The following is a 13,436-nucleotide window of genomic DNA, read 5'->3' on the forward strand; positions in this document are numbered from 1 at the left end:
ATCAGAGAACCCTGCGAATGGAGTAACCACCGCTGAACACGACCGGCACCGAATCATACTGCGTTCCGTTCAGCTGGGCGTTCACCACCATGCCGTTGCCAACGTATATGGCTGCATGACCGGCATTGGCGATGATATCGCCCGGCATTGCCTGGCTCAAGTCGGCCACAGGCCTGCCGGCGGTCGCCTGAGCACCGGAGGTGCGCGGCAATGCTACGCCTATCTGGGCAAACACATACTGCACAAACCCCGAGCAATCCCAACCTGCCGGAGAGGTGCCGCCACTCACATACGGAACCTTGCCGATAAACTGATTGGCAAAGGTGAGCAGGCTGGAAACCGACTGCCCGTTAGGAGGCGTGACGGTGAAATTCTGGGGTGCCGACAAAGAATCCCTCGCAGCGGAACGGGAAGCGGCCGCAGCCTGATCCGCACGTGCCTTGGCGGCAGCGGCATCCTTCTCGGCCTGCGATTGAGTCTGAGGAACATCCAACGATTCGATGCCTCCCCAATCCGACTTGGCGTCGACACTGGTGGAGGTGGATTCCTTCAGCAGGTCTTTGCGAACGGTATTGACCTTGCGGAACGAACGAGAAGAAGTGACCGGATCGTTGCCTTCATTGGCAGCGAAGGCGGATGGAGAGAATGCAGCGAGGGCCGAGGCGCTCAATGCGAACGCAGCCAATGATGCACAGATCTTCGAAGCTTTTATCATGTCTATCAGATTACCATGAAACTTCTACATTATGAATCGGCGACAACCTGTCGGAACAATGAAACCGACCGAATCCCCGCCCGGTCGAATGAGCCGGTTTCCTCGATTACAGCACGAATCGCAGGAAATCGTAACGTAGTCGTCGCCTGTGTAATCTTCACAAATTTCTATGAAAGCAAAACCAAAAAAGACCGCGGCCTCAGTAATGAATGATCTGGTGCGCGGCGACCTGGCTAGCCGAATAGGTCTTCGAATAGGTCTTGCCCTGCATTACGGAACCGCATTCGGAAGTGACGACGGAACCGTCCGGATTGATCTGCTCGATGACGGCGACATGGCCATAGCTCGGGTCGGTGCCATCCTGGCCGGGTGCGAAGACCATAATATCGCCTACGTGACGGGCCGAATTATCCACCCAGTAACCTAAAGCGCGAGCCGAATCCGCCCACTGGGCACCGTTACCCATCTGCGAACCTGCAGGAAGCCCAAGCTGATGCCGGCGCACATAGACCCACCAGGTGCATTGGCTGAACTCATAGGCATTGCCGGCGTCCCCCGTCGCATGGTTCGGGTTGAAACCGGCAGGCAATGCCTTGTAATCCTGATCCATCAGATTGGCGATCTGCGGATTGTTGGCGATGGATTTCGACATCGCCGAAACGTCAAGCGAGGTATTCGATTCCCCAAGGTTCCAAGTGCCCTGCGAACCGGCGGACCGCAAGGGAACGCGGTCTTCGGAACGCGAAGCGGCATGAACAGGCTTCAACGTAGAGGTAGTAGTGGTTTCCTCGCCTGCGCCCAAGCTCGGCCTGCTGGGATTGCCGGCCATTACAGCGGTGGCAGTGGCACCGACCAATGCCGCCAGAGAAGCCGAAACGACGGCGGCATGCCGACGGTTTTCTGATTCACGGGCCAGACGAATGGAACGACGCGTTTCAGGTGCGATCTCGTTGAGCTTGTCGACGACCTCCGGGGTCAATCCGACCATGGCGCCATTGGTTGCCACAGCCTGCGCCTGCCGCACCGCTTTCAACGAGTGCGTCCCCTTTGCGGGAGCGAAAAGGGACGAAACGGCGACAGACCGCTTCATACCTCTCCGTGCCTTGTGCGCAGCGCGAACCATAAACCAACTCCTTGCGGACAACATTCCAGCAGAAATGCCTTAACGAACTTTACAGGTACAACACCGTATCAATAAGACATCGCAAAACGCATCTACCATTTCTTAATTTCTGCTACAAGAATACTTCAAGCCCTGATTTTTTTAAACACAATCAAACAGATACTGTATAAAAACCGCAGAATCCTATCGGTTTGTCGGCGTGTCACATTTCCTTCACAAAAACATACCGACGAAACAGGCCGGATTCCAAGGCGGCGCCACACGCCGGCCAAGCCGTAGCATCCGCCGCAAACCCCTGCAAAATCAACGAAACGGCAAGGCTCATACCTGCGTGGAAGCCATGATGAACGTGCCTGCCTCGCCATCCGCCTCCAGACGCACACGGCCGTCGGCGGCCGGAACGAAAACCGCCTCGCCCTGATGAAGGACCTTGGACTCGTACGAGGTGACGACCTTTACCGCACCTTCTATACACACCACGATTCTTGGACCAACATGCCTGTTGGTGAGCGTCACCCCGGTCATGAGCCTGCCGTATCGGCGAGACAGCCGCTCCATCATCGGCCAAGGACGCTGGCCGGTGCCGACTCTGCCATAGCTCAACATGAATTCATCGATTTTCGGCCGGTAGATGACCCGGTTGCCGAACACCGCCCCCCAATCGGCCATCCAGCTGACGCTCGGGTCGACAGGCAGCGACGAATTGCAATCAAGGCTTTGCAGGAAGTCGGGGATGTCCTTGTGCTTCACCGTCATGCCAGCACGTAATACGTTATCGGAATTGGTCATGATTTCCACACCGGTGCCATGGATATAGGCATGTGGGGTTCCGGCCGGGATAAAGACGGACTCGCCTTCCTGCAATGCAAGGGGATTCATCATCAACAGCGCCAATACACTGGGATCGCCCCCAAAAGCTTCTTCGGCGACAAGAGCGTGGTGGAAGGCCAGCTTGGAGTGTTCACTGGAAACCTGGGAAGCCGCATTCGCCAAGGCCTCGCGCAAACCTGTGACAGGACCGGCCGAAACGGCCGCGTGAAAGGCGCGGAAAATGCGTTTATGGGTCGGCTGCCAGACCTTGGAGGCTATGGGCATCAACGCATCGGCCTGTCCGAAATCGTCGTTTTCGGATTCCGGCGAACGCTGGGGCGTGTTGAACATTGCATGTATGCCGTGCATGCCTCCCATGACATGCATGCCGTGGTGCGGCTGCGGGGTCAGCGCCTCCACCATGCGCCGGGCGACGGGATGGTCCACCAACGTCAGATTGGAAAGCATGAACGTCGGCGTCGCGAAACCGACGGACGCTTCGAAGGGCTCCAGAGCGACGACCATCTCGTTCTTCGCCACCGGGTCCTTGAAAGAGCGTTCCGGCGCTTGAACCGGCACACGCCCCGCGTTCTCGGCGTTGAAACCCGCACGCGCCTGGAAATCGACGGGATGGACCTGCAGGGAAAGCGGGATACGCGCGGAAATGACTTTCAAGAGATACGGCAGAACCGGACCGAATGTATCGGAGCAGCGAGCGCCAAGCATGTCTTCCGGGTCGGCACGGATGAGATCGGTCAACGTCATCCAATCACGGTGCTCCCCGGTCGCTTGCGTGCCGACGACACGCGAATTGCGCAACCTCGCCAACGCCTTGTCCCGCTTATGCTTCTTACCTTCAGAACAATTTTCCAAGGCCTGTTCCGGATTCAGGTCCACCCGCGAAGGCCACTGGACGTGACCGCTGAACCACATCTCCGCAAGCGGGCCATCATCGTTGATCGCACCGGCATCAGACCAGGGCCGCCGGGCTCCCGCTGCAGGCAGCCGGCTTTCGCCGACGAATGATTGCCCCTCGCCGCCCCGAGACGCGGGATTCTCGCTTTCCGAAGACGAAGGCGCGTCCTGAGACGAGAGCTGGGAGGCGAACATCGTCTGCAAATGGGTATAGGAACCCCAGGCATACCGCTTGACAACCGGGTGGATCGAATACACTTGCAAAACTCCTTGTAGGTAACGTTGACTCCATGCTCTCACGTCTCTCATACCGATTCGCTAACAGAATCAGCGTATAGCCAACTTAAGGTTAACCCCGGATACTAAAATCGGACGCATGAAGTTCGCACCGATCATCAACCCGGATGTCTGTAAGCCCGCGCCGAAGCCCGTTCAGGTCGATTTGCGCAAGACGTTTCTGATCATCACCAGCTGGTGGCTCATCGCCCTTGCGGTCAGCGCCGTATTGCTCGTCTGCGGATTCCACGTCGTCGAGGCGATCATCCTGTGTTCATCAGGCGTCATCATCGGTGTACTGATGCTGATTTGGGAGCATTTTGACCGCTGGGATTATCGCAGGCTCGGAGCCAACTGAAGCCACCATACGATCAATTGGACTGTTTTTGGATCCCGGAAATTAGACACTGATTCGGCGTTCAATCGACTGGCGATAATCAATAATCAACAATCAATAATTACCAATAATCAACACTTACCAATATCCTTAAGAACACCAACGCATACCCGGCATATCCAACCACTACGAAAGAAGCTCATATGCGCGTCATCTACAACGAGGAACTCAAAGCGGTCGCCGACGATCTGGAGCGCATGGCCAACGGTGTCTGCGCCGCGATTCACGGTGCCGGAAAAGCCCTGATGGACCGCAACGCGGACGCGGCCAAATCCGTGATCGACGGCGATGCGGCCATCGATGCGCTGGAAAAGCAGGTTCTCGACCAGTGCGTCAAGCTGTTGGCCCAGCAAAGCCCCGTGGCCACGGACCTGCGCGTGGTCGTCGCCACGCTGCGCCTGGCCTCCACCATCGAGCGCATGGGCGATTTGGCCCAGCACATCGCGCAAACAGCGTACCGGGCCTACCCCGCCTCGGCGCTGCCGGAAGACGAGAAGACGCGTCACATTTTCTGGTGCATGCGCGCCCTGCTCGACGTCACCGCCGACAGATTGCCGGAAATGCTCGCCGACCGCGACACGACGCTGGCCCAGCAGATTATCGCCGACGACAACAAACTCGACGAGCTGCACCAGGAAAGCTTCGAACTGGTGCTCGACGACTCATGGGAAGGCACGAAGCAGCAGCTTATCGACGTGGTGCTGACCGCACGGTTCATGGAGCGTCTCGGTGACCATGCCGTTTCCACGGCCCGTCAGGTGGTCTATATCGTTTCCGGCTTCGACCCGAGCAAGGAGCCCCGGGACCTGGACGAGGACTGAGCCTCGAATATTTGCCGGTTCATATAAACCGGCTCATATAAACCGGCTCATATAAACCGCCATTGCAAAATAGGTCATACCAAGATATGTCATCACAAGATACAGCATTCCGCGATTGACATATCAGCTATGAAGATACGAAAAGACGAACCGCAACATCACGCGGTTCGCCTTTTGTCGTTAACAGTAAAGTCGAGACTTACTTCTTGGCCTGACCCTGCGCAGCCACAGCGGCAGCGCCCGCCTTCGCGGCTTCGGGATCAAGGTACTCGCCACGAGGCTTAATCGGCTTCATATCCTCGTCAAGCTCATAGACCAGCGGGATGCCCGTCGGAATATTGACCTTGGAGATCTCCTCCTCGCTCAAGCCGTCGAGCATCTTGACGATGGCGCGCAGGGAATTGCCGTGCGCGGCGATCAGGACGGTCTTGCCGCTCTTGAGCTCGGGAACGATGTCGGAGTTCCAGTACGGGGTGACGCGCTTGACGACGTTGGACAGAGCCTCGGCCTCAGGCACCGGATCGCCGGCGTAACGCGGGTCGTTGTTCTGCGCGAACTCGTCGTTGGGATCGATGTCCGGCGGCGGGGTGCCGTAGGAACGACGCCAGATCATGAACTTCTCGTCGCCGTACTTCTCGCGGATCTCGGACTTGTTCTTGCCCTGCAGCGCACCGTAGTGACGCTCGTTCAGGCGCCAGCTGCGCTTCACCGGAATCCAAAGGCGATCGGCCTCGTCCAGCGCATAGTTGGCGGTGTTGATCGCACGACGCAGCAGCGAGGTGAAGACGATGTCGGGAAGGACGTTCTTCTCCTTCAGCAGCTGGCCACCGTGCTTGGCTTCCTCGACGCCCTTATCGGTGAGCGGAACATCCACCCAGCCGGTGAACTGGTTTGTTTTATTCCATGCGCTCTGGCCGTGCCGGAGCAATACTAATCTATAAGACATAATTCAATGATAGGCGATAAATAAGACGGGCGGACGGTAATATTGTGAACGCTCACAATATACCATTTGCCAATTGTTTCATCCTCCGTGGCAACGGATCGTCGATTGCGGCTATCACCAGACACCGGCTAGGCCAAGAATCCCTTCTTCAGCGGTCCTGGTTGCCAGCAACCGCTTGCATTGCGGCAGATTGCGGCGTATTCCCTTTCGTCGCTCAAACGCCGAGCAGGACCTGCTCAATTTTGACGATGACGAACAGGACGGCGAATACCAGCAAGGTCATGCTGCACATCGGCAATGCCTTGACGAAGTTGCCGGCGAGCACGCCGTTGATCATGCCAAAGCCGACCATTGCCGCCAGAACCGCAAGAACAAGCGCCAAAACAGCCAGTATGATGCCGGCAAAATGAACGCTCTGAGTGGCGATGAACAAATCGATCAACCCCACGAAACCGAGCACGACCGTCGCCGCCAAGCACACGAAATAGACGAACAGCAGCACACTTCTGGCCCCGCGTTTGCCAAGCCGCACGCCGAGGGTCATCTTGCCGCTGACCTTGTCTTCGTCGACGTCACGCAGATTGTTGACCATGAGAATGGCGCAGGAATAAAGCCCGCAGATGACCGCACCATAGACACCCCAGATATCGAGGCGGCCGGCCAACACATATTCGCTGCCCAAAACGGCCACCAGACCGAAGAAGATGAAGACGCCGACCTCGCCGAAACCGGCATAGCCATACGGATGTTTGCCGCCGACATAGAACCATCCGGCAAGCAGACACAGCACACCGAGCGCGATAAGCCACCAGTGGCCGGTAATGATGGTGATGGCAAGGCCCGCCACGCAGGCGATGAAGGCGTTGACGCCGGCGGCAGCGAGCACCTGCCCGGGCTTGACAAGGCCGGAGACGGTGAGACGTTGCGGTTTGGCCGTCTTCACTTCCGCGTCCCCACGCCCGGCATCCGTGCCACGAATACCATCAGAATAATCGTTGGCGAAATTGGCGGCGATTTGGATGAACAGCGCGACGACCACACAGAGCACCGCGAGCAACACGAACTTCCCCCATGACACACCTGCGGGCGAAGCGCTCAAACCGCTGGGCTCCGCCACACAGCCGACCAGCTCTTTTGCTCCGGTGCTGCAACTGGCTGCCTGCGCTTCCAGCAGAGGATAACCTGCGGCGATGCCGACCAGCACAGGCGCGATAGACGCCGGCAACGTCTTGGGCCGCAGCCCGTTAACCCACAACGACATGTTCTTCATTCCCTGTACTCCTGCTTCCTTGTCTTTTCGGTTCCCGCGAATGCAGCGTCCATACAAAGAAGCATCAGGTTAGATGACCGACCTGATGCCTCTTCTCAAATCAACGACCTATCAGTTGAGCGGCTTGACCAACGGGAAGGTGATGGTCTCGCGGATCGTCGCGCCGGTCAGGGCGATCAGCAGACGGTCGATGCCCATGCCCATGCCGCCGGTCGGGGGCATGCCCACGCCGAGGGCCTCGAGGAAGTCCTCGTCGATGTCCATCGCCTCGACGTCGCCCGCGAGCGCGTCCTTGGCCTGGTCGACCAGGCGCTGGCGCTGCACCACCGGGTCGTTGAGCTCGGAATAGCCGGTCGCCAGCTCGAAGCCGCGCACGTAGAGGTCCCACTTCTCGACCATGCCGGGCTTGGAGCGGTGGGCCTTGACCAGCGGGCTGGTCTCCACCGGGAAGTCGCGCACGAAGGTCGGCACCGTGGCTCCCAGATCGGCCTCGTAGAAGTGCTCCCAAAGATGCTCGACCAGCTTGCCGTGGTTCTCGACCTCGTCGCGTTCCACACCGAGCTTGTCGGCGATGGCGCCCAGGTGCTCGACGCTGGTCTCCGGGGTGATCTCCTCGCCCAGCGATTCGGAGAGCGAGTCGTACATGGAGATCTTCTTCCATTCACCGCCGAAGTCGTATTCGCTGCCGTCGAGCAGGGTGACCTTGGTGGAGCCGAAGGCGTCGATGGCCGCGCGCTGGATGAGCTTCTTGGTCAGGTCCGCGATGGTGTCGTAGTTACCGTAGGACTGGTAGGCCTCGAGCATGGTGAACTCCGGGGCGTGCGTGCCGTCGACGCCCTCGTTGCGGAAGTCGCGGTTGATCTCGAAGACGCGCTCGATGCCACCGACCAGGCAGCGCTTCAAGAACAGTTCCGGCGCGATGCGCAGGTAGAGGTCGATGTCGAAGGCGTTCATGTGGGTGGTGAACGGACGGGCCGCCGCTCCCCCGTGCACGGTCTGCAGCATCGGAGTCTCGACCTCGAGGAAGTCATCCTGGGCGAAGGTGTTGCGCAGCGAGGAGACGACCTTGGAGCGCTTGCGTACCATGTCTCGGATCTTCTCGTCGGCGATCATGCCGATATACGGTTTGCGGGTGCGGGTGTCCTCGGTCAGCTCCTTGTGCAGGGCCGGCAGAGGCTGCAGCGCCTTGGACGCGATCTTCCACTCGCTGGCGAAGATGGAGAGCTCGCCGGTCTTGGAGGCAATCACGCGCCCCTTGAGATAGAGGTGGTCGCCCAGATCGACGAACTGCTTGAATGCCTTCAGCGAATCGGCGCCGATCTCCTTCTTCGAGATCATGCCCTGGATCTTGGTGCCGTCGCCGGCGGAAAGCTGCACGAAGCACAGACCTCCACCGTTGCGCAAAAACAGCACGCGCCCGGCGATGGAGACCACGTCCTCGGTCTCCTGTCCGGCCTCGAGCTTGCCGTCGTATTTGGCGCGCACGGCGGGAATCGTGTCGCTCGGGCGGACGACGACCGGATACGGGTTAACGCCGTCCTTCAACATCTGGGCGCGCTTGGCCACGCGCATCTGCACCTGCTCGGGCTGGCCTTCCGGGCCGAACTGCTTGTTGGTCGGATCGATGGCCTCATCGAAGGATTTGCCTTCATTGATATTCTCTGCGATGGCCTCGTCCTGCTTAAGCCGCAGCTCCGCACGCTCGACGGTGGACATTACCGGGGCCTCGGCCTCTTCTTCATTCCGGTTTTCGCCGGTCTCATTGGTTTCGCTCATAGTTAATGAGTGTACCGAGCAGCCGATACACACGTTACGCATTCTTATGGAATTTTTTGCGTTGTTTCCAGCACTCCACACACATTTATGCTAAAAAGAACGCATCCTGCAGCGCTGAATACGTTGTTTCCAGCACATATACACTGCCTAGTGCTGGAAACAACGCAAAATGAGACCAATCAGCCGACATCGTAACCATCTGCAGTATTCTCCGTGAGAACTCGACAACAGCGACGGGCGATATTCACATTCGACACGCACGCTGGACTCGTCCCCGGGTTCGTTGTATCATATCTCTGTTGTTCATCGGGCTGTAGCGCAGCTTGGTAGCGCGCTTCGTTCGGGACGAAGAGGCCGCGAGTTCAAATCTCGCCAGCCCGACCAACTAGAAACCCCTTGTTTTGCAAGGGGTTTCGTCATGTCTGAGACACTGAAAAAGCATTTTTATGTTATTACCATGGTATTAAGCAGAAGCGGGAGTCTCAGAACGCGCGTCTTCACCGGACGCCGAAAACACGATACGACATCACGAAAGAAACGGAACCGACTTGCAAGGAACCAAGTTGAAGAAAAGCATCATTGCCCTGGCCTGCGGCGCATTCGCATACGGAGCCGCGGAATTCATGATGATGGGCGTCCTGCCCCAGGCGGCGCGGGACATGCGTGTGAACATCCCGTCAGCCGGCAACTTCATTTCGGCCTATGCCATCGGCGTGTGCGTCGGGACCCTGATGCTGATTTTCGGGCGCAAGGCCGGCCCCAAAAAGCTTATCGTCATGTTCATGGTCATCGCCTTCGCCGGCGATCTTTTCAGCTCGCTCGCGCCGACCGCCACATTGCTCACCATCGGCCGTTTCATCTCCGGGCTTCCCCACGGCGCGTTCTTCGGCACGGCGGCATTGGTGGCCAAAACGTTGGCGCAACCGGGAAAAGAAGCCAAAACGGTCTCACTGAGCATGACCGGGCAGACCGTGGCCAACATGCTGGGCGTGCCGGCCGCCACCTTCATCGCCGAGCACTTTTCCTGGCGTTTCGCCTTCCTGATCCTTGCAGGAATCGCCGCCCTGACGGTGGTGCTGGTGGCGGCATGGATACCGCACATCGCGCCAGTCAAGGACGCCGGCATTCTCGGACAGTTCAGGTTCCTGACCAAGCTTGGGCCCTGGTTCATCCTCATCGCGGTGTTCACCGGCAATGCCGGCATCTTCACCTGGTGGAGCTATGTGTCGCCGTGGCTGCAGAAAGTCGGCGGCTACGCCTCCGGCACGGTGCCGCTGCTGATGATGCTCGCGGGCTTTGCGATGGTGATCGGAGGACTCCTCGGCGGGCACTTGACCGATCACTGGCGTGCCGCAGGAACGGCCTCTCTTGGCCAATGCTTCAGCGTCATCGGCTTGGTTCTGGTGTTTTTCGTGCCCGGAAACAGGCTTGATACGGCGGTTTTCACTTTTATCATCGCCTTCGCCCTGTTCTTCATCAACACCCCGCAGCAGCTGCTGATGGCCGAAGCTGGCCAGGGCGGCGGAGAACTGATCGGCGGGGCGGCGGTGCAGGTCGCGTTCAACCTCGGCAACGCAGTCGGTTCGGCGGTGGGCGGCGGCATGCTCACCATCTCGCACATGAACTACCACTTCCCCGCGTTGGGCGGCATCCCCTTCGCGTTGGCGGCCACCATCCTGCTTGCCGTGTATTCGCTGCGTTACGAAACCCGCACCTCGGCCTTCGAGCGTCTGCAGCCGGTCGACGTCTGAGATTCGCCGGCATCAATCCTCTTGAAACCGGTCGATAGCCGGCCGTTGGAACAAACCGGATAACAACTTCGCGTGAGGATATCAACAGCATTCCCTAATTGCTCAAGGAGAATATCGGAGTATATATCGTCATATCTCAGGGCCGATCAACGAGCCGAGCATCGCATAATGTTTAAGGTCATAAGGTCGCATCAGCAGCATCAAAAACCTACCGACTTGTTTCCGTCAAAAAATCAGCGCTATACCTCAGCCGGATCTTCGTCAATTGACGTCTGAGACCCTCGAGAAGAGCACAGGAAACCGATCACCATCGGGGTCAAAAGCACCAGCTGGAAGACGAATCGCGTGGGCGAAGGACGGCCCGGGCGCGACAGGCTTTCGGCACACACATAGAGGCTGGCGGCACTCAGCAGCCAGGGTAGGCATTTGAGCAACAGGTTCCGACCGGCGGCGGAAGCACGAGCCATGAGATCAGCGGCCGGCCTATCAGCAAGGTCATCTGTGTCGATTGCGTTGAACCGGCTCGTCTCTCCATCGGTTCCGACGGTCCGGTCGGTTTGCACAGCCTGGCCAAGGCGAGCGTCACTGTCAGTACGACGATTCCGGTTCATCATCAGAATCGTCTGCCGGCGTTCTTTCCTGCGTCGCCACAGGTAATACAATATGAATCCGGGCAAAACCGACGTCCACAGCGCCATGAAGAACGGAATATTGACGCCCGGCGTATCGACGAGCGTGCGGTAGAGCTGCTTGACCGTCTCGCTGGCCTCGGTGGGCGGGGTGTGCGGCTGGAGCACGCCGTAGGTGTAAGCAGCCGTGTCTGAGGTGGTCATCGGCAGCATCACCACGGAAACCGGCTTGGGAATCGGCTGGTATTTGACGCTGAACGCATCGAAAGTCATCCATCCCGCCTCAAGGCAGAAGAAACCCTGCAAATAGGAATCGGGATGGCGCAGACCGACGTCGAGCCAGGCCTTGGCAAGGCGCGAAACCGGGACCTTGCCCTTCACCGTCCAGCCGATGGCCGGTACCGCAAGCCACGGGTCGTAGTCCCGACCGATCCGCTCCCACGAATATTCAAGGTAGTCGTTGACGGCGGCACGATCAGCATCGCTGATATCGTCGGGATGGTCGTGCGCGGCCCGCGCCATCATCTGAATCGGCAAGGCAAGCGCGGCTTCCGGCGTGCCCGGCACCACGTTGATATGTTGGAAAACGAATTTCGGTATCGCCATGTCCACGATGACGAACAGCACCACCGCAAACGCCACGGCAGCCGCCTTGAATTTCGCTGCAAACCTGCCGATGACCAGCACCAGCAGGCAGAGCACGATGATATAGAGTCCGAGTTTGCGCGTCAGCGCCACGAGCAGCCCGTCCAGCGCGAACGCGGTGACAAACCAAGGGTTGCGCAGGAGGCCGAGGCTGGTATCGACCAATTTGCAATACATTACCGCCCACGGAATGAAGAACATCGCGCTGGTCGTGTCTTTGGCAATCGACATGACGCACATCGGCACCACCGGGAAGAAGCAGAAGAACGCGGCGAAACCGTGCAGCAGCTTGCGGTTGAGGCTGGTTCGGCCGAGATACGCGAGCAGCCAGGCTATGCCGAACGCAAAGCCTATGGCCTGCAGCAAAGCGTATATATACATGCCGATGTTGTAATTATCGAACAGCGCTTTGCCCAGCGCCGCGAACCAGCCGTAAAGGTAGGTATCGAGGAAGGGGTGATGGTCCCAGATCTTGCCGGCGTTCATGCCATAGAGCGGCATACCGTAATATTCGGCGATCTGGTCGCCGGTGTCGAAATGGATGACGCCGGGAAACAGCAGAACGATATACGGCAGCCAGCAGCACAACAGTATCGAGGCATCGGCGGCGATGGCGGAGGGACGTTCGACGTAGCGGAAGTGGAAATAACGACGGACAGCGGCGAAACATCTGTGCGACATGTTCGCAGAGGAGGTCGATGTCACATCCGCATTACCTGGATTCTCGGGATTCCCACGAAGTCTTCCTTCGCAAGAAGTAATTTTGCCGGCAAGCGCGGGCTTTCCAGTCATCGCAGTTACGGAATCATCGCTGCAATCATCGGCATTCGAAAGGCCTGTCGAAGCCGCTTCATCGCCAGCAACATTGACATTGGAACCATCGAATACGCGGGTTCTCGCGAATTGAACACCACGGAACGCGATCATATAGAGCAAAGCAAAAAGCACGGCATAGCCGATCGCCTGCAGATAGAGGTAAACGTGGTCGAAAGGAACCCAGCCGAACTGTGCGGCCTGACTTGAACAGGCGACCATAAATCCCAGAACAGCGGGAATCAGCAATCCGGTTTTCGAAGGACGCAGGAAGACTCGCAGCTTTGGCCACACGCCGCCGCCTTTTGATTCGGCCGTGTACGACGAGAGCTGCGAGGCATCGTGATCATCTGGACCACCTGCACATGAGCCGGTTGCAGCGCCCGCGGTCACTTTTCGCATCGCCGACGTATCGACTGAACGACCGATCACCTTATCTTCCACCGCTGCTCCCCTACGCTGTATCGGCTATTGCCACTCCGAAACCTATCGAATATCTATGGTCAGTCTAGCGTGCCGGTTTGTCGAAATATCATCGGACACCTCACC

At 58.3% G+C, this 13,436-nt stretch carries 10 protein-coding genes and 1 tRNA gene; 4 read left to right on the top strand and 7 right to left on the bottom strand.

Annotation, left to right across the window (positions count from 1 at the left end; translation table 11 throughout):
• Position 1: 1 nt before the first annotated feature.
• The 3 genes from OZX71_RS06410 to manA form a co-directional block, all read right to left on the bottom strand.
• The gene (locus OZX71_RS06410) at positions 2-715 is read right to left on the bottom strand and encodes a C40 family peptidase (RefSeq protein WP_277146381.1); all 714 of its coding nucleotides are present in this window, start codon (positions 713-715) and stop codon (positions 2-4) included.
• Positions 716-914: 199 nt separating this feature from the next.
• Positions 915-1,805: a CHAP domain-containing protein gene (locus OZX71_RS06415; RefSeq protein ID WP_277159745.1), complete on the bottom strand. Its 891-nt coding sequence runs from the start codon at positions 1,803-1,805 to the stop codon at positions 915-917.
• Between the two features lie 354 nt (positions 1,806-2,159).
• A complete protein-coding gene (gene manA / locus OZX71_RS06420; protein ID WP_277159746.1) occupies positions 2,160-3,821 on the bottom strand; it encodes a mannose-6-phosphate isomerase, class I in 1,662 nt (553 codons plus the stop codon).
• A 118-nt stretch (positions 3,822-3,939) separates the two neighbouring features.
• On the opposite strand from manA, the gene OZX71_RS06425 reads away from it, so the two are divergent.
• Together OZX71_RS06425 and phoU are read left to right on the top strand one after the other, a co-directional pair.
• Positions 3,940-4,197, top strand: coding sequence for a hypothetical protein (locus tag OZX71_RS06425; protein ID WP_277146377.1), 258 nt, complete (start codon positions 3,940-3,942; stop codon positions 4,195-4,197).
• Positions 4,198-4,379: 182 nt separating this feature from the next.
• The gene (phoU, locus tag OZX71_RS06430; protein WP_277146376.1) at positions 4,380-5,057 is read left to right on the top strand and encodes a phosphate signaling complex protein PhoU; all 678 of its coding nucleotides are present in this window, start codon (positions 4,380-4,382) and stop codon (positions 5,055-5,057) included.
• A 199-nt stretch (positions 5,058-5,256) separates the two neighbouring features.
• Here the strand turns inward: phoU and OZX71_RS06435 are convergent, their stop codons facing one another.
• From OZX71_RS06435 to lysS, 3 genes are all read right to left on the bottom strand, one after another.
• The gene (locus tag OZX71_RS06435; RefSeq protein WP_348519524.1) at positions 5,257-6,003 is read right to left on the bottom strand and encodes a phosphoglyceromutase; all 747 of its coding nucleotides are present in this window, start codon (positions 6,001-6,003) and stop codon (positions 5,257-5,259) included.
• Between the two features lie 214 nt (positions 6,004-6,217).
• On the bottom strand, positions 6,218-7,264 hold the full coding sequence (menA, locus tag OZX71_RS06440; protein ID WP_277146373.1) for a 1,4-dihydroxy-2-naphthoate octaprenyltransferase: 1,047 nt from the start codon (positions 7,262-7,264) through the stop codon (positions 6,218-6,220).
• Positions 7,265-7,384: 120 nt separating this feature from the next.
• On the bottom strand, positions 7,385-9,049 hold the full coding sequence (lysS, locus tag OZX71_RS06445; RefSeq protein ID WP_277159747.1) for a lysine--tRNA ligase: 1,665 nt from the start codon (positions 9,047-9,049) through the stop codon (positions 7,385-7,387).
• Between the two features lie 307 nt (positions 9,050-9,356).
• Here lysS and OZX71_RS06450 point away from each other — a divergent pair.
• Positions 9,357-9,433, top strand: a tRNA-Pro gene (locus OZX71_RS06450).
• Between the two features lie 179 nt (positions 9,434-9,612).
• Positions 9,613-10,800, top strand: a complete 1,188-nt coding sequence (locus tag OZX71_RS06455; protein WP_277159748.1) for an MFS transporter — start codon at positions 9,613-9,615, stop codon at positions 10,798-10,800.
• 239 nt (positions 10,801-11,039) lie between these two features.
• Here the strand turns inward: OZX71_RS06455 and OZX71_RS06460 are convergent, their stop codons facing one another.
• Positions 11,040-13,331 carry a DUF6020 family protein gene (locus OZX71_RS06460; RefSeq protein ID WP_277159749.1) on the bottom strand — a complete coding sequence of 764 codons (2,292 nt, stop codon included), beginning with the start codon at positions 13,329-13,331 and terminating at the stop codon, positions 11,040-11,042.
• Positions 13,332-13,436 lie beyond the last annotated feature (105 nt).

The organism is Bifidobacterium sp. ESL0764 (assembly GCF_029395515.1).
Classification (GTDB): domain Bacteria; phylum Actinomycetota; class Actinomycetes; order Actinomycetales; family Bifidobacteriaceae; genus Bifidobacterium.